At 72.9% G+C, this 23,843-nt stretch carries 25 protein-coding genes; 12 read left to right on the forward strand and 13 right to left on the reverse strand.

The window, feature by feature from the left end:
• Positions 1-12 precede the first annotated feature (12 nt).
• Together ACFZBD_RS26275 and ACFZBD_RS26280 are read left to right on the forward strand one after the other, a co-directional pair.
• Positions 13-1,305, forward strand: coding sequence for an MFS transporter (locus tag ACFZBD_RS26275; RefSeq protein WP_391143938.1), 1,293 nt, complete (start codon positions 13-15; stop codon positions 1,303-1,305).
• A gap of 63 nt (positions 1,306-1,368) precedes the next feature.
• On the forward strand, positions 1,369-2,673 hold the full coding sequence (locus ACFZBD_RS26280) for an MFS transporter (RefSeq protein WP_391144391.1): 1,305 nt from the start codon (positions 1,369-1,371) through the stop codon (positions 2,671-2,673).
• On the opposite strand, the gene ACFZBD_RS26285 is transcribed toward ACFZBD_RS26280, so the two are convergent.
• The 5 genes from ACFZBD_RS26285 to ACFZBD_RS26305 all read right to left on the reverse strand — a co-directional run bounded on the left by ACFZBD_RS26285 (position 2,670) and on the right by ACFZBD_RS26305 (position 9,022).
• Positions 2,670-3,296 (reverse strand): flavin reductase, encoded by a 627-nt coding sequence (locus ACFZBD_RS26285; RefSeq protein WP_391143939.1) that lies wholly within the window; start codon positions 3,294-3,296, stop codon positions 2,670-2,672. The two genes, ACFZBD_RS26280 and ACFZBD_RS26285, sit on opposite strands and share 4 nt — an antisense overlap.
• A 65-nt stretch (positions 3,297-3,361) precedes the next feature.
• Positions 3,362-4,522 (reverse strand): hypothetical protein, encoded by a 1,161-nt coding sequence (locus tag ACFZBD_RS26290; protein WP_391143942.1) that lies wholly within the window; start codon positions 4,520-4,522, stop codon positions 3,362-3,364.
• 64 nt (positions 4,523-4,586) lie between these two features.
• Entirely contained in the window at positions 4,587-5,324 is a 738-nt protein-coding gene (locus tag ACFZBD_RS26295) for an enoyl-CoA hydratase-related protein (RefSeq protein ID WP_391144393.1), read from the reverse strand.
• A 75-nt stretch (positions 5,325-5,399) separates the two neighbouring features.
• The gene (locus ACFZBD_RS26300) at positions 5,400-7,643 is read right to left on the reverse strand and encodes an acetate--CoA ligase family protein (protein WP_391143945.1); all 2,244 of its coding nucleotides are present in this window, start codon (positions 7,641-7,643) and stop codon (positions 5,400-5,402) included.
• A 140-nt stretch (positions 7,644-7,783) separates the two neighbouring features.
• Complete coding sequence (locus ACFZBD_RS26305) at positions 7,784-9,022, reverse strand: NAD(P)-binding domain-containing protein (protein ID WP_391143947.1); 1,239 nt, start codon at positions 9,020-9,022, stop codon at positions 7,784-7,786.
• Positions 9,023-9,179: 157 nt separating this feature from the next.
• Here ACFZBD_RS26305 and ACFZBD_RS26310 point away from each other — a divergent pair, with 157 nt between their 5' ends.
• Complete coding sequence (locus tag ACFZBD_RS26310) at positions 9,180-9,632, forward strand: DoxX family protein (RefSeq protein WP_391143950.1); 453 nt, start codon at positions 9,180-9,182, stop codon at positions 9,630-9,632.
• Positions 9,629-10,030 (forward strand): OB-fold domain-containing protein, encoded by a 402-nt coding sequence (locus ACFZBD_RS26315; RefSeq protein WP_391143952.1) that lies wholly within the window; start codon positions 9,629-9,631, stop codon positions 10,028-10,030. The genes ACFZBD_RS26310 and ACFZBD_RS26315 overlap by 4 nt, the downstream gene beginning before the upstream one ends.
• A gap of 100 nt (positions 10,031-10,130) precedes the next feature.
• Here the strand turns inward: ACFZBD_RS26315 and ACFZBD_RS26320 are convergent, their stop codons facing one another.
• Positions 10,131-11,018 carry a sigma-70 family RNA polymerase sigma factor gene (locus tag ACFZBD_RS26320; protein WP_391143954.1) on the reverse strand — a complete coding sequence of 296 codons (888 nt, stop codon included), beginning with the start codon at positions 11,016-11,018 and terminating at the stop codon, positions 10,131-10,133.
• Positions 11,019-11,104: 86 nt separating this feature from the next.
• Between ACFZBD_RS26320 and ACFZBD_RS26325 the strand changes: the two genes are divergently transcribed.
• Positions 11,105-11,563, forward strand: a complete 459-nt coding sequence (locus tag ACFZBD_RS26325; protein WP_391143955.1) for a carboxymuconolactone decarboxylase family protein — start codon at positions 11,105-11,107, stop codon at positions 11,561-11,563.
• 31 nt (positions 11,564-11,594) lie between these two features.
• On the opposite strand, the gene ACFZBD_RS26330 is transcribed toward ACFZBD_RS26325, so the two are convergent.
• The gene (locus tag ACFZBD_RS26330; RefSeq protein WP_391143957.1) at positions 11,595-11,840 is read right to left on the reverse strand and encodes a DUF397 domain-containing protein; all 246 of its coding nucleotides are present in this window, start codon (positions 11,838-11,840) and stop codon (positions 11,595-11,597) included.
• On the reverse strand, positions 11,837-12,700 hold the full coding sequence (locus ACFZBD_RS26335) for a Scr1 family TA system antitoxin-like transcriptional regulator (protein ID WP_391143960.1): 864 nt from the start codon (positions 12,698-12,700) through the stop codon (positions 11,837-11,839). Before ACFZBD_RS26335 ends, ACFZBD_RS26330 begins: the two co-directional genes overlap by 4 nt.
• A 91-nt stretch (positions 12,701-12,791) precedes the next feature.
• On the opposite strand from ACFZBD_RS26335, the gene ACFZBD_RS26340 reads away from it, so the two are divergent.
• Entirely contained in the window at positions 12,792-13,220 is a 429-nt protein-coding gene (locus tag ACFZBD_RS26340; RefSeq protein WP_391143962.1) for an ATP-binding protein, read from the forward strand.
• A gap of 25 nt (positions 13,221-13,245) precedes the next feature.
• On the opposite strand, the gene ACFZBD_RS26345 is transcribed toward ACFZBD_RS26340, so the two are convergent.
• The 3 genes from ACFZBD_RS26345 to ACFZBD_RS26355 all read right to left on the reverse strand — a co-directional run bounded on the left by ACFZBD_RS26345 (position 13,246) and on the right by ACFZBD_RS26355 (position 14,710).
• Positions 13,246-13,761, reverse strand: a complete 516-nt coding sequence (locus ACFZBD_RS26345) for a DinB family protein (protein WP_391143965.1) — start codon at positions 13,759-13,761, stop codon at positions 13,246-13,248.
• Between the two features lie 163 nt (positions 13,762-13,924).
• On the reverse strand, positions 13,925-14,344 hold the full coding sequence (locus ACFZBD_RS26350; protein WP_391143968.1) for a DnaJ family domain-containing protein: 420 nt from the start codon (positions 14,342-14,344) through the stop codon (positions 13,925-13,927).
• A gap of 162 nt (positions 14,345-14,506) precedes the next feature.
• On the reverse strand, positions 14,507-14,710 hold the full coding sequence (locus tag ACFZBD_RS26355; RefSeq protein ID WP_008738468.1) for a cold-shock protein: 204 nt from the start codon (positions 14,708-14,710) through the stop codon (positions 14,507-14,509).
• A gap of 271 nt (positions 14,711-14,981) precedes the next feature.
• Between ACFZBD_RS26355 and ACFZBD_RS26360 the strand changes: the two genes are divergently transcribed.
• Positions 14,982-15,848, forward strand: a complete 867-nt coding sequence (locus tag ACFZBD_RS26360) for an MqnA/MqnD/SBP family protein (protein ID WP_391143972.1) — start codon at positions 14,982-14,984, stop codon at positions 15,846-15,848.
• 11 nt (positions 15,849-15,859) lie between these two features.
• On the opposite strand, the gene ACFZBD_RS26365 is transcribed toward ACFZBD_RS26360, so the two are convergent.
• Entirely contained in the window at positions 15,860-16,915 is a 1,056-nt protein-coding gene (locus tag ACFZBD_RS26365; protein ID WP_391143973.1) for an alpha/beta hydrolase-fold protein, read from the reverse strand.
• A gap of 142 nt (positions 16,916-17,057) precedes the next feature.
• Here ACFZBD_RS26365 and ACFZBD_RS26370 point away from each other — a divergent pair, with 142 nt between their 5' ends.
• From ACFZBD_RS26370 to ACFZBD_RS26390, 5 genes are all read left to right on the forward strand, one after another.
• Complete coding sequence (locus ACFZBD_RS26370) at positions 17,058-18,782, forward strand: protein kinase (RefSeq protein ID WP_391143976.1); 1,725 nt, start codon at positions 17,058-17,060, stop codon at positions 18,780-18,782.
• A 58-nt stretch (positions 18,783-18,840) separates the two neighbouring features.
• Positions 18,841-20,040, forward strand: coding sequence for a cyclic dehypoxanthinyl futalosine synthase (gene mqnC / locus ACFZBD_RS26375; RefSeq protein WP_391143979.1), 1,200 nt, complete (start codon positions 18,841-18,843; stop codon positions 20,038-20,040).
• A 5-nt stretch (positions 20,041-20,045) separates the two neighbouring features.
• The gene (locus ACFZBD_RS26380) at positions 20,046-20,699 is read left to right on the forward strand and encodes a hypothetical protein (RefSeq protein WP_391143981.1); all 654 of its coding nucleotides are present in this window, start codon (positions 20,046-20,048) and stop codon (positions 20,697-20,699) included.
• Between the two features lie 139 nt (positions 20,700-20,838).
• Positions 20,839-21,531: a demethylmenaquinone methyltransferase gene (locus ACFZBD_RS26385; RefSeq protein ID WP_391143984.1), complete on the forward strand. Its 693-nt coding sequence runs from the start codon at positions 20,839-20,841 to the stop codon at positions 21,529-21,531.
• A 65-nt stretch (positions 21,532-21,596) separates the two neighbouring features.
• Positions 21,597-22,880: a geranylgeranyl reductase family protein gene (locus ACFZBD_RS26390; protein ID WP_391143986.1), complete on the forward strand. Its 1,284-nt coding sequence runs from the start codon at positions 21,597-21,599 to the stop codon at positions 22,878-22,880.
• Here ACFZBD_RS26390 and ACFZBD_RS26395 read toward each other — a convergent pair.
• The gene (locus tag ACFZBD_RS26395) at positions 22,846-23,841 is read right to left on the reverse strand and encodes a helix-turn-helix domain-containing protein (RefSeq protein WP_391143989.1); all 996 of its coding nucleotides are present in this window, start codon (positions 23,839-23,841) and stop codon (positions 22,846-22,848) included. The genes ACFZBD_RS26390 and ACFZBD_RS26395 overlap by 35 nt on opposite strands.
• Positions 23,842-23,843 lie beyond the last annotated feature (2 nt).

The raw sequence follows: 23,843 nt of genomic DNA on the forward strand, positions 1-23,843 counted from the left end.
CAAGTCGGGTCCGTGACGGACAAGCCATCGGAGCACTCCCCGCCCCACCCGTACAAGTCCGGGGTCCGGGACGCCCCTCCCGTGCCGATCGGGGCCCCGGCCCTCTGGAACCGTAACTTCCGGCTCTTCTTCGTGGCCAGGGCCGCCGCCGTGTTCGGCGAAGGCATGGTCCCGGTCGCGCTCGCGGCCGGGCTGCTCGGCGCCGGGCACTCCGGCTCCTCCGTCGGCTACGCCCTGGGTGCCTGGATCGGTCCCTTCGCGCTCTTCGTCGTCGTCGGCGGCGTGCTCGCGGACCGCTTCACCGCCCGCCGGATGATGATCATGGCGGATCTGCTGCGGCTGCCCGGCGCGGCCGTCCTCGCGGTCTCCTTCGCCGCCGGCGGCCCGCCGCTGTGGAGCGTCTACGCGCTCTCCGCCCTCAGCGGTGTCGGCGCGGCCCTCTTCCAGCCCGGCGTCGCCTCCACCATCCCGCGCATCGCCCCGGACGTGCAGCGCGCCAACGCCGTCCTGCGGGTCGTCGAGTCCCTGATGACGATGGCCGGCCCGGCGGTGGCCGGACTCCTCGTCGCGCTCTCCGGCGCGGGCGCGGCCTTCGCCGCCAACGGCCTGACCTTCGTGGTCAGCGCCCTCTGCCTCTTCCTCATGCGGATCCCGGCCGCCCCCGCCGACACGGCCGTGCGCGGCTCCCTCGGCTCCGAGATGGCCGTCGGCTGGCGGGAGTTCCGGGACCGCAGCTGGCTGTGGGGGGTCATCGCGATCTGGACGGTGTACGGGCTGACGGTGGCGGGCCCGATGGTCCCGCTGACCGCCACCCTCGTCACCGGGGAGCACGGCTCGGCGGCGTACGGCGTGCTGATGGCCGTGCAGGGCGCGGGAAGCGCGGCCGGCGGCCTGCTCGCCCTGCGGCTGCGCCCGCGCCGACCGCTGGCGGCGGGCGCGGTGGCCCTGCTCGGCCTGCCGGTGAACCTCGTCCTGCTCGGCTCGGGCGCGTCCGTGCAGGTGCTCGGCGCGGGCCAGTTCCTGGGCGGGGCGGCGTTCGCGTTCTGGCTGGTGATGTGGTCCACCTCGGTCCAGACGCACGTGCCGCAGGACGCCCTGAACCGCATGCACGCCTACGACGTGGCCGGATCGCTGCTGATGATGGCGGCCGGCCGCGCGCTCGCGGGCCCGGCGGCGGAGGCGGTGGGCGCGGAGCGGGTGCTGCTGGCGGGGGCGGGGATCGCGGTGCTCGTGGTGGCGGCGCTGCTGCTGGCCCGGCCGATCAGGACGCTGCCGCGGGCCGGCGGCCCCGCCGTAGGGGGATGATGTCCCGATCCTTGCGAAAGCTGTCATTCGGGCCAATGGCGAGGGCGGGGCCGGCCCCCGAAGCTGTGTGACGTGACCCAGACAACCGAGACCCCCGCACCGCCCGCTTCCGCCCGCACGCCCCGCGTCCACCGCGCCTGGTCCGTCGCGGCCGTCACCTTCGTCACGGTCATCGGTGCGGCCGCCTTCGCCTCCCTGCCCGGACTGCTGATCGATCCGCTGCACGAGGAGTTCCGCTGGTCGCGCGGGACGATCGGCTTCGCGGTCTCGGTGAACCTCGCGCTCTACGGCCTGACGGCGCCGTTCGCCGCGGCCCTGATGGACCGGTTCGGGATCCGCCGGATCGTCGCCCTCGCCCTGGGCGTGATCGCCCTCGGCTCCCTGCTGACCGTGTGGATGACGGCGGCCTGGCAGCTCGTCCTCTTCTGGGGGGTCCTCGTCGGGCTGGGCAGCGGCTCGATGGCGCTGGCGTTCGCGGCGACGGTGACGAACCGGTGGTTCGTGGCCCGGCGCGGCCTGGTGACCGGCCTCCTCACGGCCGCCGGCGCCTCGGGGCAGCTCGTCTTCCTGCCCCTGCTCTCCTGGCTGGTCGAGAACCACGGCTGGCGCCCGGCCTCGGTGACCGTCGCCCTGTCCGCCCTGGCCGTCGTCCCCTTCGTCTGGCTGCTGCTGCGCGACCACCCCGCGGACGTGGGCCTCGCGCCGTACGGCGGCGAGTACGCCGAGAAGCCCGCCCCGGCCGTCGGCGCGGCGCGCCGGGCGGTGACCGTCCTCCTCAAGGCGACCCGCACCGGCCCGTTCTGGCTCCTCGCGGGCACCTTCGCGATCTGCGGGGCGACCACGAACGGACTGGTCCGCACGCACTTCGTGCCCGCGGCCCACGATCACGGCATGCCCGTCGTCGCGGCGGCCTCGCTGCTCGCCGTGATCGGGGTCTTCGACGTCGTCGGCACGATCGCGTCGGGCTGGTTCACGGACCGCTTCGAGTCGCGGCGGCTGCTCGCGGTGTACTACGCGCTGCGCGGGGTCTCGCTGCTCTTCCTCCCCGTGCTGCTCGCCCCGGCCGTCGACCCGCCGATCCTCTTCTTCATCGTCTTCTACGGCCTGGACTGGGTCGCCACGGTCCCCCCGACGATCGCCCTGTGCCGCGAGCACTACGGCGAGGACGGCGCGATCGTCTTCGGCTGGGTCCTCGCCTCCCACCAGGTGGGCGCCGCGGTCATCGCCTTCGCCGCGGGCGCGGCCCGCGACCTCTTCGGCTCGTACGACGTCGTCTGGTACACCTCGGGCGCCTTGTGCGCTGCGGCGGCCCTGATGGCCCTGGTGATCCGCCGCAGCGACCCCGGAAAGATCGGCAGCACTCTCTAGGGGGCCGTCCGGTCGCTGAACCCCCCGAACCGCCCTCGGTGGAAGAGCAGCGGTCCGCCCTCGTCATCGGCCGGGGTGCCCAGCGCCTCCACCCGGCCCACCACGATCAGGTGGTCGCCGCCCGTGTGCACGGTGGCGATGGTGCAGTCGATCCAGGCCGGGGCGCCGGTCAGGCGGGGTGAGCCGGTCGCCGGGGCGGCGTCGTACTCCACCCCCGCGAACTTGTCCGCGCCGCTCCTCGCGAACCCCAGGCACAGGTCCCGCTGGTCCGCGCCCAGGACGTTGACGCAGAAGACGCCGGCCCGGGCGAGCCGGGGCCAGGTCGTCGACGTACGGGCGACCATGAAGGCCACCAGGGGCGGGTCCAGGGAGAGCGAGGCGAAGGACTGGCAGGCGAACCCGGCCGGACCGTCGGGATCGAGGGCCGCCACGACGGTGACCCCGCTCGCGAAGTGCCCGAGGACCCGCCGGAACTCGGCCGGGTCCACGGGCGGCCGCTCGTCCTCCCGTACCGCACGCAGCAGCGGCCGTGGATGCGGTTCGACGGCCGTCGGCGATCCGGCCGATCTGAGGTATCGGACGGCGGTGGCCGCCATCCCGGCATGTCCCATCACAGCACCCATTGAAGCTGACGAACCGTCAGATGGGAACCCGTGGGGCCCGGGACTCCCGCCCCGGGCCCCCGGCGTCAGATCAGCGCGTCCTTGTACGCGATGTTCACCCGGCGGTCCCCCGACAGGCCCGAGGCGAAGCCGAAGGTCAGCCGGGGCAGGAACGAACCGGGACGGGCCGGGTCGGGCACCAGCATGATGTTCATGCCCTCCGGCTCACGGAATTCGAGGCTCTTCAGCGCCCGCGTGAGGCCGCGCTCCGAGACGCCCGTGTTCAGGTCGATCTTCGTGATGTGCGTGGTGCCGACGTCCGCCGTGTTCGTCGGGCCGCCGCCGGTGTACGCCTCGCCCTCGTACATGTAGATGTACGAGCCGTAGAGGCAGAACCCCTGCGCGTCGTACACGGGCCGCGGCAGGTCCGCGAAGTGGTGCAGCGGCGCGCCCAGCGGCGCGGCGGACGCGGTGTCCAGGTCCCACACCGCGCACTGCCACTGGCCGTTGCGGTTGAAGCGCACCAGCACACGGCGGTGCTGCATGTCGACGACCGGCCGCGGCGAGGTCAGCGTCGTACCGGCGCCCGGCAGCTTGAGCGGGTCGGGCGTGCGGTCCTTGAAGTTCATGGCCGTACGGTCCGCCGCGTCGTCCCAGTGGAAGCTGCGCGGCGGCTGGTCGGCGGCCGGACCCACGTACTTGATCCGGCAGAGCCTGCTGCCGAAGCCCGTCTTCTCGGAGTTCGGCTTCGAGTCGTACTCGATCCAGATGTACGGCGCCGAACCCGCCGCCGTCGCCTCGATGCCGATCTGGGCGCCGTGCCCGAACCCGCGCAGGTACATGCGCCCGAGCTTGGTCGAACCGTCCGCGCTCAGCTTGGTGATGGCGATGTCGCCTTCGAGCTTGCGCGTGGCGTAGGAGACGCCGTCGTCCGGGTTGTACATGACCTGGGCGACGTACCAGTGCTTGTTGAGGTGGTCGTAGCCCGCGCACTGCATCACCGTCGGACACCACGCCTGCTTGTGCATGAACAGGGCGGTCGCTCCGTCGCCGAAGTCGAAGGACGGCGAGACGGGCAGCGCCAGGGCCCCCGCCTCCGCCGTTACGGCCCCCGTCGGCGCCCCGGCCCGCGCCGTGGCGCCGGCGGTCCCGGCGGCCGCACCCCCCAGGACCAGACCCGCGGCCGCCCCGCCGCCGAGCCGTATGAGCCCTCGCCGGCTGACCGGCCCCGTTCCGAACGTGCCCATGATGTTCCCCTCGTGAACCCTCGTGAAAAGGATGTTGAGGGGACAACCTAACCGCCGGGATGATCTAGCGGCCCTCGTACCGCGGTGCCCGCCGTTCCCTGAAGCTCGCCACCCCCTCGTTCGCGTCCCGGGTCGTCATGGTGATCTCGGCCGCCGCGGCCTCCGCCGCGAAGGCGCGGGAACGGTCCCCGTCCAGGGAGGCGTTGACGAGCTGCTTGGTCAGCGCGAGCGCCCGCGTCGGGCCCTGGGCCAGCCGCTCGGCCCACTCCCGCGCCGTCTTCTCCAGCTCCTCCGCCGGGACGACCCGGTTCACCAGACCCAGCTCACGGGCGTCCCGCGCCGGGACCGCGTCGCCGAAGAACATCAGCTCCTTCGCCCGCTGCGGCCCGATCAGCCGGGGCAGCAGATACGCCCCGCCCCCGTCCGGCACGAGACCCCGCCGTACGAACACCTCGATGAAGGACGCCGACTCGGCGGCCAGCACCAGATCGCAGGCGAACGCCAGATGCGCCCCGATGCCCGCCGCCGTCCCGTTCACCGCCGCGATCACCGGCTTCTCGCAGTCCAGTACGGCCCCGATCAGCCGCTGGGCCCCCCGCCGGATCATCCGCGCCACGTCCCCGGCCACCCGCTCGCCCGGCGCCCGTTCCCCGCCGGCCGGGGGCGCCCCGCGCAGATCCGCGCCCGCGCAGAAGCCCCGACCGGTCGCGGTCAGCACCACCGCCCGTACGTCCGGGTCGGCGGAGGCGTCCCCGAGCAGCGCGATGATCCGCTCCCGCTGGTCCCAGGTGAGGGCGTTCATCGCCTCCGGCCGGTTGAGCGTGATCCACGCGACGCCGTGCTCGACGCGGTGCAGTACCTCTTCCACCAGGGCTCCTTACCGGCACACCGCGAGGGCGTCCAGGGCCACCGCGCCCTGCCCGCGCGGCAGCACCATCAGCGGGTTGATGTCCAGTTCGGCGAGGTCGCCGTCGAGTTCGAGCGCCATCCGCTGCACCCGCAGCACCACCTCCACCAGCGCGTCCACGTCCGCCGGCGGCGCCCCCCGCACCCCGTCGAGCAGGGCCCGCCCGCGCAGCTCGCCCAGTATGTCCCGCGCCTGCTCCTCGCCGAACGGCGGCACGCGCACGGCCGTGTCCCGCAGCACCTCCACCAGGACCCCGCCGAGGCCGACCGTCACGGTCGGCCCGAAGAGCGGGTCCCGGGCCACGCCCACCACCATCTCGATCCCGCGCCCGACCATCTGGCAGACCAGGATCCCGTCGAGGTCGACGCCTTCGTAGCGGGCGATGTCGGTCAGTTCGCGGTACGCGTCCCGGACCTGGCTCGCCGAGGTCAGCCCGACCTTCACCAGTCCCAGCTCCGTCTTGTGGGCGATCTGGGCGCCGGACGCCTTCATCACCACCGGGTAGCCGACCTGCCCGGCCGCCCGCACCGCCGCCGCCGCGCTCGTCACCAACTGCTCGCGCGGCACCCGGATCCCGTACGCCCGCAGCAGCTGCTTCGCCGCGTGCTCGCTCAGCCGGTGACCCGGCCGCATCAGGGCCTGCGCCTTGCGGAAGGAGGGGGAGGGGGTGCGGGGGGCCTCGTCGAAGGGGGAGCGGTACGCGGTGGTGAAGCGGTGGTGGTCGAGATGCGCCTTGACGGCCCCGATGCAGTTGGCGAACGTACGGAAGGTCGCGACGCGCGAGGAGCCGAGCAGGGTCTCGCGGTAGGCCGCCTCGGTCCCCACCGGCGACCCCCACACGACGCACACCAGCTTGTCCGTGGCCTCGGCCGCGTCGACCAGGTCCCGGGCCAACCGGTCGCTCATCGGCGGGAAGGGCCCGGTGATGGGACAGATGAGGACCCCTACGGACGGGTCGGCGAGGATCGCGTCGATGATCTTCCGGCCGCGCCAGTCGCCCACCGGATGGCCGCCGTTGTCGACCGGGTTCGCCACGTTCAGATACTCCGGGATCCACTGGTGCAGCTCGTCCTGCCTGGCCTCCGACAGGGTCGGCAGCCGCAGTCCGGCGGCGGTGGCCAGGTCGGAGAAGTGCGCGCCGGTGCCGCCGGAGATGGAGTAGACGACGACCCCGTCGGCGACGGGCCTGCGGGCTCGGGCGAGGAGGGCGGCGGTGTCCTGGAGCTGGTCGAGCCCGTCGACCCGGATCACCCCGAACTGCCGCATGGCGGCGTCCACGACCCGGTCCGCGCCGGTCAGCTTGCCGGTGTGCGAGGCGGCCGTCCGCGCCCCGGTCTCGGTGCGCCCGACCTTGACCGCGACGACCGGCACGCCCTCGCGCGCGGCCCGGTCGGCGGCGAGCAGGAAGGAGCGCCCGTCCTTGAGCCCTTCGACGTAGCAGGCGATGGCCCCCACCTCGGGCCGGGTCGCGAAGTACGAGATGAAGTCGGCGGTCTCCAGGTCGGCCTCGTTGCCGGTGGGCGCCCAGTGGGAGAGCCGTATCCCCAGCTCCTGGAGGGTGTGGACCGGCCGGCCCTGGTGTCCGGACTGGGTGATCAGGGCGATCGCCGGGCCGTCGAGGTCGTCGCGGAAGCGCTCGAAGGCGTTGAGGTTGGTGTTGGGCCCGAGCAGCCGGACCCCGGAGCGCCGCACGGCCTCGGCGAGCCGCTCCTGGGCGTCGGCGCCCGCCTGCCCGGTCTCGGCGAACCCGGACGCGAACGCCACCGCGAACCGCACCTTCGCCTCGGCCAGCTCCTCGATCACGGGCAGCGGGTCGGCGACCAGGAGCACGGCGAGGTCGACGGGCTCCGCGAGCGTGGCGGCGAGCGCCCCGACCGACGGCACGCAGGGGATCCCGAAGACGGAGGCGCGGGTGGGATGCACGGGCACCAGCTCGGCGCCGACCCGCTCGGCCCAGGCGACGAGCTGCCGGGTGATCCCGGTGTTGGGCCGCCCCTCGGCGTCGGACGCCCCGACGACGGCGACGGACCGCGGCCGGAAGAACCGGTCGAGGTCCGGCACGGGCGCGTGCAACGGCCGGCCGCTGACGTCCCGGTCCCCGTCCACGGCGGTGACCCCGTGGACGGCGCTGCCGGGCGTCCCGGCATGTTCTCCGCAGGCGACCACGCGGGCGCGGAGATCGGTGGTGAAGGTGCCGTGAGTCGATCCAAGCATCGTTCCGCCCGTCCCTCGTCGTGACCTGACGCACAGTCAGATTACAAGTCTGACGCCGCGTCAGGAACACTCTTGCACCGACGAGCGCGACGGGTGCTTCCGAAGGCCGTCCGGGAGGCGGGCGGGAGGCCGTCCGGGAGCTATCGGACGGACGCCTTCCGGCCCTCCTGGCCCTTCCACCCCTCCTGGCCCTTCCGGCCCTTCCGTTCCTCGCGACCCTTCCGGCCCTGCGTCCTGGCGATCGCCCGCGCGATCTTCCCGGCATCGCGCGCCATCTCCCGGAGCATCCCGCTGATCGGGTTGGTGAACCCCGTGAAGTACAGGCCCGGCGCCTCGCCCGGTGTCCGCCTCCCGTGGGTCAGCGGGCCGCCCCGCTCGTCGAGCACGCCCAGGTGGCCGACCAGGGGTTCCAGGCCCCGGCGGTAGCCGGTCGCGGCGATGACGGCGTCCGGGGCGAGGCGGGAGCCGTCCGCGAGGACCACCTTGTCGGTGTCGAAGGACTCGACCGCGCCGACGATCTCGACCTTCCCGGTCCGTACCGCGTCGACGAGGCCCACGTCCTGCACCGGCACCGCCCCCTCGCGCACCCGCGAGTACAGGCCGGTGTCCGGGCGCGGAAGGCCGCGGTCCGTCAGGTCCGGCAGCAGGATCCGGCACATCAGCGCACCCATCCGGTCCACCAGCCGCACCGGCAGCCGCCGCACCAGGATGCCCATCCGCTGCGCGGGCCAGCCGGCCGTCGAGCGGCGGACGATGTGCGGCACCGTGCGCACCGCGAGCCGTACCCGCGCCGCCCCGCCCTCCGCGAGGTCGGCCGCGATCTCCGCGCCTGTGTTCCCCGCCCCGACGACCAGCACGTCCCGCCCGGCGTACGGGGCCGGGTTCCGGTACGCGCTCGCGTGCGCGAAGTCGCCCGTGTACCCGTCGAGCCCGGGCCAGTCGGGCAGCCGCGGCGTGTGGTTGTAGCCGGTGGCCACGACGACCGCGCTGCCCGTCAGCCGGCGCCCGCCCGTCGCGTGCAGCAGCCAGCTCACGCCGTCCTCGGCCCGCTCCACCCGCGAGACCTCCACCCCCGTCACGATCTCCAGCTCGTGGACGTCGGCGTACTTCTCCAGGTAGCGCACCATGTCCGCGCGGGCGACCCACCGACCGAAGGAGCGGGGTATGGGGAGCCCCGGCAGCGCCGAGAGCCGCCGGGTGGTGTGCAGCCGCAGCCGGTCGTAGTGGGAGCGCCACGAGGCGCCCACGGCATCCGACCTCTCCAGGACGACGGCCCGTACGCCCTGCTCGCGCAGGGTGGCGGCGACGGCGAGTCCGCCGGGGCCGCCACCGATGACGTAGACGGGGTGGCCGGGGTGCTCGTGGGGGGTGTGGTCCATGAACGCCGAGCGTAACGACATGCTCACTTGTTGGGTCTCGGTCAAGAGGGGGTTCGGTTGCGAATCGGTCACGCCTGCAAGGGGCTTGCGCGGACGGTGTGAAGTCCGCTGAACTGACGTATCGTCAGATTTTTCGTTCGGGAGGGGTCCGGAAGCGATGCAGACCATCTGGCTCACCGGCGCGGAATGGCTCGCCGTCCTCCGGATCGGCCTCGGCCTGTGGTGGCTGGAGAGCTGGCGCCACAAGGACCGGAAGGCCTGGTTCGAGCGCGGCACCGGCATCGCGTGGGCGGCCGACGTCGCCGCCGAGCACCGCTGGCGCGCGGTACGGACCGGCTTCGCCCGGGTCGTCGCCCCCCGCCCCAAGCTCATGGCGTACGTCGTCGTCTACGCCGAACTCGCCCTCGGCCTCGGCCTGGTCCTCGGTTTCCTCACGCCGATCGCCCTGGTCGGCGGCCTGCTCCTGAACCTGCTCTACCTCGTCCTGATGATCCACGACTGGGCCGAGCAGGGGCAGAACGCGATGATGGCCCTGACCTCCGTCGTCGCCCTCTTCGCCATGTCCTGGCAGACCCTCTCCCTCGACCACGCGATCGGACTCTTCGGATGACCGCCGCCACCCCGGACGTCGACGCCTTCACCCGCCCCTACTGGGACGCGGCCGCCGCCGGCCGCCTCCTCCTGCGGCGCTGCGGCGCCTGCGGCCGGGCGCACCACTACCCGCGCGAGTTCTGCCCGCACTGCTGGAGCGAGGACGGCGGCTGGGAGACCGCGAGCGGCCGCGCCACCCTCTACACCTGGTCCGTCGTCCACCGGAACGACCTCCCACCGTTCGGCGCGCGCGTGCCGTACGTCGCCGCGGTGGTCGACCTCGCCGAGGGACCCCGCATGATGACCGAGGTCGTGGACGTCCCCGAGACCGACCTCCGCGTCGGCATGGAGCTGGAGGTCGGCTTCCGGGCGGAGGGGGACGTCACCGTCCCGGTGTTCCGGGCGGCCGCGGGCTGAGAACGGCGGGGACGGCGCTCTCGGCCCGCGGGGTCGGGGCGCGGGTCCCGACGGGCTCACGCTGTACCCCGGAAGGGCTCACGCCGTTCCCCGCAGGGAGTCACACCGGTTCCGGCAGGTCCATGAGCGCGAGTTCGGCCGGGTCGACCACCGCGGTGATCTCGGTGATGCGGCCGTCGACGACGGTGAAGGCGAGAACGGCGAGCGGGGTGCCGTCGACGCTCCAGGAGATGACGCCGGGGCGGCCGTCGACGATCGCCGCATGGCCGCGTGCCGCACTTCCCGCCAGCCGGGCGCGGCCGGCGACTTCGGTGGCCCCGAGCGTGACGAACCGGCCGTTCGGGCTGTGGACGGTGAACCTCACCTCGGGATGGAGCAGCTGGAGCAGGTGCTCGAACCGGCCCTCACCGGCCGCGGCCAGGAAGGCTCGTACCACCTCGCGCTGCCGCCGTTCCGTACTCTCCGGCCGCCGGGCGGTCCGCACCTTCCTGCGGGCACGGCTCGTGAGCATCTTGGTCGCGTCGGCGGACTTGCCGAGGATGGCGCCGATCTCCCCGTGGGGCACGGCGAACACGTCGTGCAGGACGAACGCCAGTCGTTCGTCCGGGCGCAGCGAGTCCAGGAGCGTGAGGAGCGCCAACCCCACGGAGTCCCCGAGCGCCACGAGGTCGTCCGGAGCGGAACCGTCGTCGAGCGTCACGGTGTACGCGGCCGGCTGGTCGTCCAAGGGGACTTCCGGGCGCGTCCGGCCCGACCGCAGGACGTCCAGGCTGATGCGGCCGACCACGGTGGTCAGCCAGCCGCCGAGGTTGTGGAGGGCGCCGGGGTCCTGCCGGGAGAGACGCAGCCACGCCTCCTGGACCACGTCCTCCGCGTCGGCGGGTGATCCGAGCACGCGGTGGGCGATGGCGCGCAGCCGATCGCGGTGGGCCTCGAAGGCATCGGCGAGGGAATCGGCGATCGGATCCGTGGGCTGGGTGCCGGGCATGGTGTTACCTCCCTGGAAGCTGCTCCGTCATAGGGGTGACGGGCGCGAGCCCCGCGACGTAACCCGATGAAGGAGAGCACCCTCGCATGGAGAACCGACTCAAGAACAAGAGCGTGGACAACCCCGACCTGTGGACCGCGATCCGGCACCTCCACCAGGCGATAGCCGCCGGGGGCGTCGACCCGAAGCTGCTGACACTCGTCCACCTGCGCGTCAGCCAGATCAACAGCTGCTCGGCGTGCGTCTACGCCGCCGTGACCGGGGGCAAGAAGGCCGGTGAGACCGACGAGCGGCTGCACCTCGTGGCGGCATGGCGCGAGGCGCCGTTCTACACCGGTGCGGAGCGGGCGGCACTGGCGCTGGCCGAGGCCGCGACCCGCTTGCAGGACGGTGCGGAGGGCGTGACCGACGAGGTCTGGGACGAGGCCAACGCCCATTTCACCGAGGAGCAGATCGGCGCGATCAACCTGGAGATCGCGCTCACCAACTTCTTCAACCGGCTCAACCGCACCGTCAAGGAACCGGCCGGCCGTACCTGGGGCTGAGCCCGGCACGGCACGACGGACTTCCTACGGCTCACACGACGGGGGCCACGACCACGAACGCCGCCCAGGCGGAGGGGGTGAGGGCGAGCTGGGGGCCGTCGGGGTCCTTGGAGTCGCGGACGTGGACGGTGGTGGGGTGGGCGGCGACCTCGACGCACTCGCCGCCTTCGCCGCTGCTGTAGCTGGACTTGCGCCAGTCGTAGGCGACTTCGATGCACTCGCCGCCCTCGGAGTCGCTGTAGCTGCTTTTGAACCAGGCCAGTTCCGTCGTGTTCATCGCTCTCCCAGCAGTTTCTCGATCCAGTCCAGGGACTCCTGAGGGGTGAGTGCCTGCGCCCGGATGATCCCATAGCGCTCGGCGTAGGTGCGCGCCTCCTCCGGGTCCGTAATCAGCCGCGCGTGTCCGTAGATCTCGGTGTATGCCACCTCCCGGCGCCCGCGCGGCGTCAGCAGAGTGAACGCGCCACCCAGGTAAGGGTGTTCGTGCCGGTCCTGGGGCATCACCTGCAAGTCGATCGTACGACGCATCGCCACGTCCCGGATGCGGCGGAGCTGCTCCCGATGCACCTCGGGGCCGCCGAAGGGGCGGAGGAGGACCGCTGCCTCCAGTACGAAACTGATGGTCGGCGCCGGCCACTTGTCGAGGATGGCCTGACGGGCCAGGCGGTCCGCCACCCGCTTCTCGACGGTCTCCTCGTCCAGCATCGGGCGTCGATGGGCGAAGAGCGAGCGCGCGTACGCCTCCGTCTGCAGAATCCCCGGTACGGCCTGCACGGCGTAGTAGTGCAGCGCCACCGCCTCCGCCTCCGCCTTCGCGAAGTCCCGGAACCAGTCCGGATGCCTCGTCCTCGCCTTCGCCAGCGCCTCCCGTACGTCGTCGACGGTTGCCGCCAGGACACCCCGCGCCCCCAGCGCCTGGTCCGCCCGCAGCAGGAAGTCCGGCTGGGGTGTCCGTACTCCCCGCTCCACCGAGGAGATCAGGTCCTCGCTGCAGTGCGTGGCCTCGGCCAGTTCCGCCTGGCTCAGGCCCGCGTTCTTGCGCAGGGCCTTGGTGATCTTTCCGAGCGCACTGAACAGGTGCGCCGTACCGTCGACTTCGGAGGGCCGTTCCGGCCGCTCCTCGTGGTTCCCCGACATGCGTACCGCCTTCTTGGCGTACTCGTACCGTTACTCAGCGTCGTGGCGTCGCTGCTGGTCAGGGTAGGGCGGGGCGGCCAGGCTCGGGGGCATGAAGTCCGAAATCGCCACTCCAACCGGTGAGCCCCCCGCCGCGTTCGCGCAGCGCCTGTCGGCCACCCGCCGCGGCGCCCGTCTCGCTCGTCTGCTCGCCGTGCAGCAGCTCCGCGACTGGGGCGTGACCGCCACCGATGCCGTGGAACTCGTCGTCGCCGAGCTGGCCGCCAACGCCGTCACGCACGGCCGGGTGCCCGGCCGCGACTTCGAGGTGCGGCTCGCCCTCGCCGAGGACCACGTCCGGGTCGAGGTGTCCGACGCCCGTGGCGAGCGGGAGCCCGAGCCCGTCGCCGTACCGGACGAAGGGGGGTACGGGCTGCTGCTGGTCGCGGCCCTCGCCACCGCGTGGGGCGTCGAGAGCCGCTGCGTCGGCAAGACGGTGTGGGCCACCTTCGCCCTCGCCGGCCGCGGCGACCGCTCGTGAGCCCCCGGCCGCCCCGGTCGTCCCGTCAGGCGGTCGCCCGGCGCTCCACCACGCCCCGGACGTACGCCGCCTGGCCCACGTGCTGGTTGTCCTCCGCGACCACGCTGACCAGGCGTACGCCCAGGGTGACCGGCGGGTCCCAGGAGTCGTCCACGATCCGGTCGAGGTCCTTGTCGGACAGCGAGCGGACGTGTTCGAGGGTCCGCTCGTGCACGGCGTCGTAGTAGCCGAGCAGCAGCTCGGCCGGGGCGCGGACCTGGCCGACCTGCTTGCTGGAGTGGCCGAAGCCGATCGTGTCCTTCGGGAACGGGAGGCCGAAGCGGGACGCCCAGTCGCTCTCCGTCCACACCTGCTCGGTGTCGAAGGCGCCCGCGATGTGGTCGTCCTGGACGCGGGCCAGGTGCCAGGCCAGCCAGGCGATCGAGTTCGCGTCCTCGTCGACGCGGAACGCCAGCTCCTCCTCCGACAGTCCTTCGACGGCCCCGTGCACGGCTTCCCGTACGCGGTCGAACAGGTCAAGCAGCAGCTCGGCGCTCTTCATCCGGTCACTCCTCCACGGTGGGCGCGCGCGGTCCGGCCGGATCGCGCGGTGCTCTCCTCCCAGTGGGCCACCGAAGGCGGACCGGGCCGGGGCCGCGCGGCCGGGGCGGGGCCGGGAGCCGGGCGAGGTTCACCTGGCCGGGGGAGGCGCCCGGGGGCGGGGCTCAGCCGTCCCGCCGCGTCCGGTCCTCCCGGCCCTTCCGCCACTCCTCGACCATCGCGTCGACGTCGAACGGCTTCAGGTTCAGCGGCGGACCGGACGGCGGCCGCTTCAGGGCCTCGGCGATCTTCTTGTTGATCTCGTCGAGGATCCGGCGGACCTGGGACTCGGAGACGGCCCGGCCGGCCGCCTCGACGGCGTCCTCGGCCTCCTTGCGGAGGGTGAGCGACGGGGGCAGGACGGAGCCGCCCTCGCTGTGGATCTTTCCCTTGATCCACCACAGCTCGTCGTAGGGCGCGCGGTCGTCGTCGAGAGGCCGTCCGAAGCCGGCCAGCCGCTTGAATTCGCCCCGTTCCGCCGCCTCGCGGATCTGCTTGTCCACGAATGACTCGAAGCTGACGCCGGGGGGTTTGCGTTCGGTCATGCGTCCAGCGTACGAAGCCGGGCGGGCGAGGGGGAGGGGCAGGAGGGCGGAAGCGGGTGCGCGGGGGCCGGGAAAGGCAGGAGCCCCGCTTCGCGCCCGAAGGCACGGAGCAGGGCTCCTTGGGTACTTCTCTAGCCGTGCGCGACCGCCGACCCGGGCAACTTAGGCCGGGGTGACGTTCTCCGCCTGCGGGCCCTTCGGACCCTGCGTGACGTCGAAGTTCACGAGCTGGTTCTCCTCAAGCGAGCGGAAACCAGACGCGTTGATCGCGCTGTAGTGGACGAAGACATCCGGGCCGCCGCCGTCCTGGGCGATGAAGCCGAAGCCCTTTTCAGCGTTGAACCACTTGACGGTTCCGGTAGCCATAAGCCCTCCTTGGGCCAAAGGGTTGCCCTGCTCCAGAACCTGCAAAGAAGTCTGAAAACTACAAAAGCCTGCGGGTCACATGCTCCGCAGGCTCTGTACTGCAAGGGAAACCAAACTGCAACTTGCGACGAGCGTAGCACGCAGGGTGCGGTGCGCACTAGAGGGAAAGATCACGTCACTCGCGCGTTTGCATCACGCGTCGGAGGGGCCGACGTGCCGACGCGCCGCCCCCGGCGATGTCCACCGTACGAGACGGGTCTAGCCTCGCGCTGTGGACAATGCAACCGATGACCACCAGCGCAGCCGGCCCCGCGTCGGGCACATCCAGTTCCTGAACTGTCTGCCCCTCTACTGGGGCCTGGCCCGCACGGGAACGCTCCTCGATCTGGAGCTCACGAAGGACACTCCGGAGAAGCTCAGCGAGCGCCTGGTGCGCGGCGATCTCGACATCGGCCCGATCACCCTCGTCGAGTACCTCCGCAACGCCGACGACCTCATCGCCCTGCCGGACATCGCCGTGGGGTGCGACGGCCCCGTCATGTCCTGCGTGATCGTCTCCCAGCGTCCGCTGGAGCGGCTGGACGGTGCGCGGGTCGCGCTCGGTTCCACCTCCCGCACCTCCGTGCGCCTGGCGCAGCTGCTGCTCGCCGAGCGGTACGGCGTCGAGCCCGAGTACTACACCTGCCCGCCCGACCTGGGGCTGATGATGCAGGAGGCGGACGCCGCCGTCCTGATCGGCGACGCCGCCCTACGGGCCTCGCTGCACGACGCCCCGCGCCTGGGGCTCCAGGTCCACGACCTGGGGCTGATGTGGAAGGAGTGGACGGAGCTGCCGTTCGTCTTCGCGGTGTGGGCGGCGCGCAAGGACTTCCTGGCCCGGGAGCCGGAGACGGTCCGCGAGGTGCACGAGGCGTTCCTGGCCTCGCGCGACCTGTCGCTGGTGGAGGTCGCCAAGGTCGCCGAGCAGGCCGCCCGCTGGGAGTCCTTCGACGAGGCGCTGCTGGAACGGTACTTCCGGACGCTGGACTTCCGCTTCGGGCCCGAGCAGTTGGCGGGCGTCCGCGAGTTCGCCCGCAGGACCGGCCCGACGACCGGCTTCCCCGCCGACGTACGGGTGCAGCTGCTCGGCGCCCGGTAGGACGCACCGGCCTACGGCGCGGGGACCGGGCCCTGCATGTGGCCGCTGATCCAGGCGATCGAGCCCTCGCCCATGCCCCGCACATAGCTCTTGGCGTTGTGCCCGCCTCCCTGGATGACCTGGAGGCGGGTCTTCACCGGGCCCTTGGTGTAGCTCTTCATGAACGCCTTGATCCGGGCCGCCCCCGACTCCTGGGTGCCGATCTGGAACGCCAGGTACACGTCGTTCGCCCGGGTGTCCGGCTTCGCGCCGAGCGCCTGGGCGAGCCGCTCCGGATTGATCGCCTGCCGCTCGGCCTCGTGCCCGGCCCACAGCGGCGAGTCCGGGACGATGTCGGGTCCGGAGGCGATCACGGCCTTGAACCGGTCCGGCCGCTGGAGAACGGATTTCAGCCCGACGAAGCCGCCCGAGGACGAACCCATGAACGCCCAGCCGTCCCGGGACGCGAACGTACGGAAATTGGCGCGGACGAAATCCGGCACGTCCTCGGTCAGCCAGGTCCCCATGCGCGGTTGGCCCGGAATGTCGCTGCCGTCGTAGTAGAAGTCGTCGTCCGGATTGAGGACGGGCATCACGACGATGAACGGAAGGCTCTTGCCGGCCTTCGACCACGTGCTGATGCTCGACTGGAGTTTGAGGTCCGTCCCCATCCAGTAATTCGTCGGATAACCGTTTCCGCCGGGCAGGGCCACCAGGACGGGAAAGCCGCTGTCCGCGTACGCCGGGTCGAAATACTGCTCCGGCGCCCACACCCACACCTTGCCCGTGAACCCGGACTTCTCGCCCCGCAGGGTGGTGACCCCGATCTTGGTGCCGTCCTCCAGGGTGTTGGCCGTGGTGAAACTCGCCTTGGGGCCGGTGGGGAGAACCGTCTCCGGGACCTTCGTCGCCGGCTTCGCCCGGACGTTCGCGGGGTGGTCCGGGGCCGGCGTACGGGGCTGCGCCGTCGACCTCGGGGTGTCGAACGTGACCGGCGCGCCTTCGTCGGAACAACCGGTGACCAGGACGGCCGCCGCGCCGAGGGCGAGGGCGGCGGCGACGATCCGGGACGGGTGCTGGCGATTCATGGTGCGGCTCCGGGTGCTTTCGGACACGACGGGGGATGACGGAAGGGAGGAGGGGCGGGAGCGGCGTTCGGTTGGCTCGATACCGTCTCGAATCACCGTGACACGGGCCACGAGGGCCGTCGCGCGCCCTGGAGGGGAAGACATGCAGCCGCTCGAAGCAGAGGAACCGAGGACCATCGGTGGCTACCGCATCCTCGGAAGGCTCGGTTCCGGCGGCATGGGGCGCGTCTACCTCGCCCGCAACGAAGGCGGCAGGACCGTCGCCGTGAAGATCGTGCACCCGCACTTCGCGCTCGACGAGCAGTTCAGGGCGCGGTTCCGGCGGGAGGTGGAGGCGGCCCGTCTGGTCGGCGGGCGGTGGACCGCTCCGGTCCTCGACGCCGACCCGGAGGCCGCGGTGCCCTGGGTGGCGACCGGCTACGTCGCCGGGCCGACGCTCGCCCGGGCCGTCGAGAGCGTCGGCCCGCTGCCGGAGCACACCGTACGGACCCTGGGCGCCGGCCTCGCCGAGGCGCTGGCGGGCGTCCACGCGCTGCGGCTCGTCCACCGCGACGTGAAGCCGTCCAACGTCCTCCTCACCCTCGACGGCCCCCGGCTCATCGACTTCGGCATCGCCCGGGCCTCGGACGGCACGGCCTCGCTCACGGCGACGGGCGTCTCCATCGGCTCGCCCGGCTACATGGCGCCCGAGCAGATCCTCGGCCGGGGAGCGAGCGGCGCCTCCGACGTCTTCTCCCTCGGCGCGGTCCTCGCCTTCGCGGCGACCGGCGCCCCGCCCTTCCCCGGCGACTCCTCCGCCACGCTGCTGTACAAGGTCGTCCACGAGGAGCCCGAACTGGGCGCGCTCGCCGGGGAGCTGCGGGAGCTGGTGGCGGGCTGCCTCGCCAAGGACCCGGCCTCCCGCCCGACCCCGGCCGCCGTCGCGGCCCGCCTCGCCCCGGCGGGCCCGGCGGCCCTGGTCTCGACCGGATGGCTCCCGGCGCCCCTGGTCGAGGAGGTGAGCCGTACGGCGGTCCGCCTCCTGGAACTCGACGCGCGCGGCCCGGGGGAGTCCCCGGGCACGGAGCCGGGCGCGGGCGTGGCGGCGGGGGACCCGCACGTCTCGGGGCCCGTCCCCTTCACGGCGCCCTCGGTGGCCCCTCCCGGCGCCTTCGGCCCGCCGGTGGAACCGCCGCCCGGCCTCTGGCCGAGCCCCGGAACCGCCCCCCTGGGCGGCGGGCCCGTCCCCCGCCCCCGTGCGGCCGACCGGTCCGAGGCGGAGACGGGACACGGCGGCACGGGAGGCGGCGGGACGGGCGGCACGCGGAGGCTGTCGTTCTCCCTCGCCGGCCGCCGGGCCGGCTGCACCGTCGCGCTCACCGTCACCGCCGCCCTCGCCGCCGTCACCCTCGGGGCGGGCCACCTCCTCGACCTGATGCCGGGCGGCGACCGCGACGCCTCCGCCGACCGGACCGGGGCGAGCCCGTCCCGGCCGCCGGCCGCCACCTCCGCCCCCGACGGCGCCGTGCCCACCGCCTTCCTCGGCACCTGGACCGGCCCCACCACCGAGCGCAACGGCTCCCCGCACGGCGACGTCACCGCCGTCGTCACCCGGGGCCGCACCGGCGAGGACGTCGTCCGCACCAGCCACGTCATCAGCGTCCTGGGAACCACGGTCCGGTGCCACGGCATCGGTCGGCTCACCTCCGCCTCCGCCACCCAGCTGCGCATCGCCGACCGCACCGACCCCGACCGGCCCGGCACCGAGGGCCTGTGCACCGGCGGCACCTCGTCGTTCACCCTCACCCTCGGCAAGGACGGCACCCTCGCCTACCGCTCCGACGAGGAGGCCGCGGGCCGCCCGACCGGCACCCTGCGGAAACGGTGAGAGACGCTGGCGTAGGCTGGCTCGGTCAGTCCAGCACCCCTCCGAAAGGGACCACCCGGTGACCGAGAAGGCCGACCTTCAGTCCGTCCTCGACCGCGCCGCAGAGGGTGGCCGGATCACCCCCGAGGAGGCGCTCGACCTGTACCGCTCGGCGCCGCTGCACGCGCTCGGCTCGGCCGCCGACGCGGTGCGCCGCCGCCGGTACGCGGGTACGGAGCACATCGCGACGTACATCATCGAGCGGAACATCAACTACACGAACGTGTGCGTCACGGCGTGCAAGTTCTGCGCCTTCTACGCCCCGCCGACGGCGAAGACCAAGGGCTGGACGCGCGACCTCGACGACATCCTGCGCCGCTGCGCGGAGACGGTCGAACTCGGCGGGACGCAGATCATGTTCCAGGGCGGGCACCACCCGGACTACGGCGTCGAGTACTACGAGGAGCACTTCGCCGCCATCAAGAAGGAGTTCCCGCAGCTGGTCATCCACTCCCTCGGCGCGTCCGAGGTCGAGCACATGGCCCGGATCTCCAAGGTGTCCGTGGAGGAGGCGATCCAGCGCATCCACGCGGCCGGCCTCGACTCCTTCGCCGGCGCCGGCGCCGAACTGCTGCCGGCCCGGCCGCGCACGGCGATCGCCCCGCTCAAGGAGAGCGGAGAGCGGTGGCTGGAGATCATGGAGATCGCCCACGGGATGGGCGTGGAGTCCACCTCCACGATGCTCATGGGCACCGGCGAGACCAACGCCGAGCGGATCGAGCACCTGCGGATGATCCGTGACGTGCAGGACCGGACGGGCGGCTTCCGGGCCTTCATCCCGTACACGTACCAGCCGGAGAACAACCGCCTCAAGGGCCGTACACAGGCGACGATCTTCGAGTACCTGCGGATGATCGCGGTGGCCCGGCTCTTCATGGACAACGTCGCGCACATCCAGGGGTCCTGGCTGACCGTCGGCAAGGAGGCCGGCCAGCTGTCGCTGCACTACGGCGCCGACGACCTGGGCTCGATCATGCTGGAGGAGAACGTCGTCTCCTCGGCCGGCGCCAAGCACCGCTCCAACCGCATGGAGATCATCGACCTGATCCGCAAGGCGGGCCGGGTCCCGGCGCAGCGCGCGACGACGTACGAACACCTCCTCGTCCACGACGACCCGGCGAACGACCCGGTGGACGAGCGGGTCGTCTCGCACATCTCGTCGATCGCGATCGAGGGCGGCACGGCGCACCCGGAGCTGAAGCTCCTCGACGCCAACTGACGCGTGTGCTGACGATCCACGCGGCGGACCTCCTGCTGCCCGGCGGCGGCCGCGCGCCGGTGCCGGGCGGGGCGGTCGCGGTACGGGGCGCGGAGATCGCCGCCGTCGGCCCGTACGAAGAGCTGGCCGCCGCCCACCCGACCGCGCGGGTCCGCCGCTGGCCGGGCGTCCTCACCCCGCCGCTGCTCAACCCGTACGGCCCCGAACTGCTGGAGCGGGCGTACCACCCGGATCCGCGGGAGGCCGACGTGCTCGGCACCGAGCCGATCACCGGCGAGGCCCTCGCCGCGCTCGCCCCGGACGAGACCCGCTGGGGCGCGAGCGCCCGGCGCGGCCTCCAGCGGATGCTGGCGCACGGCACGGTGGCGGTCGCCGGTGAGCTGCGGCGGGGAGCGGTCGTCGACGCCGTCCGCCGGGCCGGCCTCGGCGTCGTGGAGCGCTCCGGGGCCCCGGCGGGCCCGCCGTCGCTGGACCCGTTCGCGGGGCGGGCGGCCCAGGAGGCCTTCCTGACGCCGCTCGGCGCGGCGGGCGCGGCCGCCGCGTTCGCCGTCTTCGACGTACCGACCGGCCCCGACCCGTACCGCGCCCTCGCCGAGGCGGGCGCGCGCACCTGCGTCGCCACGGTCCTCGCCGGCCGCCTGGTCTTCCGCCGCCGCTGACACCGCCCGCCCGCCCGGCACCCCCGGGACCGGGGCGGAGGCGCACCGGCATGCCCCCCGCCGGTGGCGGGAGGCGTCCTGAGACAATGGGGCCGTTACCTCCGTACCGCCCGTACCGATCCTGCGAGGCCGAACGCCAGTGACCCGCGCATCCTTGGACAAGCAGCCGCACGAAGTCGCCTCGATGTTCGACGACGTGGCGGCGAACTACGACCTCACCAACGACGTGCTGTCGCTCGGGCAGGACCGGCGCTGGCGCAAGGAGGTCGCCAAGGCCGTCGACGCGCGGCCCGCGCAGAAGGTCCTGGACCTGGCCGCCGGGACCGGGACCTCGTCGCTGCCGTTCGCGGCGACCGGGGCGTTCGTCGTCCCCTGCGACTTCTCGCTCGGCATGCTCCGTGAGGGCAAGAAGCGGCACGGCTGGCTCCCGCTGACCGCCGGTGACGGGACGCGGCTGCCCTTCCGCGACGACGCCTTCGACGCGGTGACGATCTCCTTCGGCCTGCGCAACATCCAGGACACGGAGGCCGCGCTCCGCGAGCTGTACCGGGTGACGAAGCCCGGCGGCCGCGTCGTGATCTGCGAGTTCTCGCACCCCACCTGGGCGCCGTTCCGCACCGTGTACGAGGAGTACCTCATGCGCGCCCTGCCCCCGGTGGCCCGCGCGGTGTCCTCCAACCCCGACGCGTACGTCTACCTCGCCGAGTCCATCCGGTCCTGGCCGGACCAGCCGGCCCTCGCCGGGCTCCTGCAGAAGTCCGGCTGGTCGAAGGTCGCCTGGCGCGACCTCTCGGGCGGCATCGTCGCCCTGCACCGGGGCTTCAAGCCGTAACACCCCGCGATACCCCCGCCCTACACTGCAACCGACCTTCCCTCGACCCTCCGGGAGACCCCGCCGTGACCGAGCCCCTCTCCGAGCACAGCGCAGATGTGATCGTCGTCGGGGCAGGCCCGGCCGGTTCCACGACCGCGTACTACCTGGCCAAGGCCGGCCTCGACGTCCTGCTCCTGGAGAAGACCGCCTTCCCCCGCGAGAAGGTGTGCGGCGACGGCCTCACCCCCCGCGCCACCAAGCAGCTCGTCTCCATGGGCATCGACATCTCCGAAGAGGCCGGCTGGCTGCGCAACAAGGGGCTGCGGATCATCGGCGGCGGCTCCCGGCTCCAGCTCGACTGGCCGGACCTCGCCTCCTACCCGGACTACGGACTCGTCCGCAAGCGCGACGACTTCGACGAGCAGCTCGCCCGGCAGGCCCAGAAGGCCGGTGCGCGGCTGTACGAGCGGTGCAACGTCGGCGCCCCGATCGTCGACGACCGCACCGGCCGGATCACCGGCGTGCACGCCAAGCTCGGCGAGGAGAAGCGCGAGGTCACCTTCCACGCGCCGCTCGTCGTCGCCGCCGACGGCAACTCCACCCGGCTCTCCCTCGCCATGGGCCTGCACCGGCGCGAGGACCGGCCGATGGGCGTGGCCGTGCGGACGTACTTCACCAGCCCCCGGCACGACGACGACTACCTCGAGTCCTGGCTGGAGCTGTGGGACCGCCGCGGCCCGCAGGACCGTCTCCTGCCCGGCTACGGCTGGATCTTCGGCATGGGCGACGGCACGTCCAACGTCGGCCTCGGCATCCTCAACTCCTCCTCCGCCTTCAAGGAGCTGGACTGGCGCGAGGTCCTCAAGGCCTGGTGCGCCTCCATGCCGGAGGACTGGGGCTTCACCCCGGACAACATGACGACGCCGATCCGCGGCGCCGCCCTGCCGATGGCCTTCAACCGCCAGCCGCACTACACCAAGGGCCTGCTGCTCGTCGGTGACGCGGGCGGCCTGGTCAACCCGTTCAACGGCGAGGGCATCGCGTACGCCATGGAGTCCGGCCAGATCGCCGCGGACGTCATCGTCCAGGCCCACGCCCGGGCGACCCCGGCCCAGCGGGAGCTGGCGCTGCACAACTACCCGAAGATCCTCAAGGACACCTACGGCGGGTACTACACCCTCGGCCGCGCCTTCGTGAAGGTCATCGGCAACCCGAAGATCATGAAGATCGCGACGCAGCGGGGTTTGACCCACCCGGTCCTGATGAAGTTCACCCTGAAGATGCTGGCGAACCTCACCGACCCGACGGGCGGCGACGCGATGGACCGCATCATCAACGGCCTCTCGAAGGTGGCCCCGAAGGCGTGAACGCCCGGCGGTAGTCGCTCGGCGAGACCCCGACGGTCCGCAGGAAGTGACGGCGCAGGTTCGCGGCCGTGCCCAGACCGCTGCGGGCGCCGATCTGCTCCACGGGCAGGTCGGTCGACTCCAGGAGCGTCTGGGCGCGGGCCACGCGCTGCTGCAGCAGCCACTGCAAGGGCGTGGTCCCGCAGGCCTGCTGGAGCCTGCGGTGGAAGGTGCGCGGGCTCATCCGGGCCCGCCGCGCGAGGTCCTCGACGGTCAGCGGCTCGGCGAGCCGCTCGGCCGCCCACTGGAGCACGCCCCCGAGCCCGTCGTCGTCGCGGGGCGGCACCGGCGCCTCGATGAACTGTGCCTGGCCGCCGGCGCGGTGCGCCGGCACGACCAGACGGCGGGCGAGCTGCCCGGCGACCGCGGCCCCGAGGTCCCTGCGTACGAGGTGCAGACAGAGGTCCAGCGCGGCGGTGGCCCCCGCGCTGGTGAGAACGGACCCCTCGTCGGTGTAGAGCACCGAGTCGTCGACCACGACCTCCGGGTGGCGGGCCGCGAGCTGCGCGGTGTGCTGCCAGTGGGCGGTGGCCCGGCGGCCGTCGAGCAGCCCGGCGGCGGCGAGGGCGAAGGCGCCGGTGCACAGGGAGACCATCCGGGCGCCGGAGTCGGCGGCCGCCCGCAGCGCTTCCACCAGCTCGGCGGGGACCTCCGCGCCCTCCTCCACGACCGCGTCGGGGACGGACGGCACGATGACCGTGTCCGCGCCGGCGAGCCCGTCGAGGCCATGGGTCGTCCGGAGCGCCAGGACGCCCCCCGGATCGCCCTCCCCGCACAGCCGCAGCTCGTACCAGGGGTCGGCGAGGCCCGGGTGCGGGATGCCGAAGACCGTGGCCGCGATGGCAAGTTCGTACATCTCCCACAGGGTCGTCCCGACCCGGGGGTCGGGGACGACGGCGAGGGCGACGGTTCCGGGGTTCATGA

This window comes from Streptomyces sp. NPDC008121 (genome assembly GCF_042957155.1).
Taxonomy (GTDB): Bacteria; Actinomycetota; Actinomycetes; order Streptomycetales; family Streptomycetaceae; genus Streptomyces.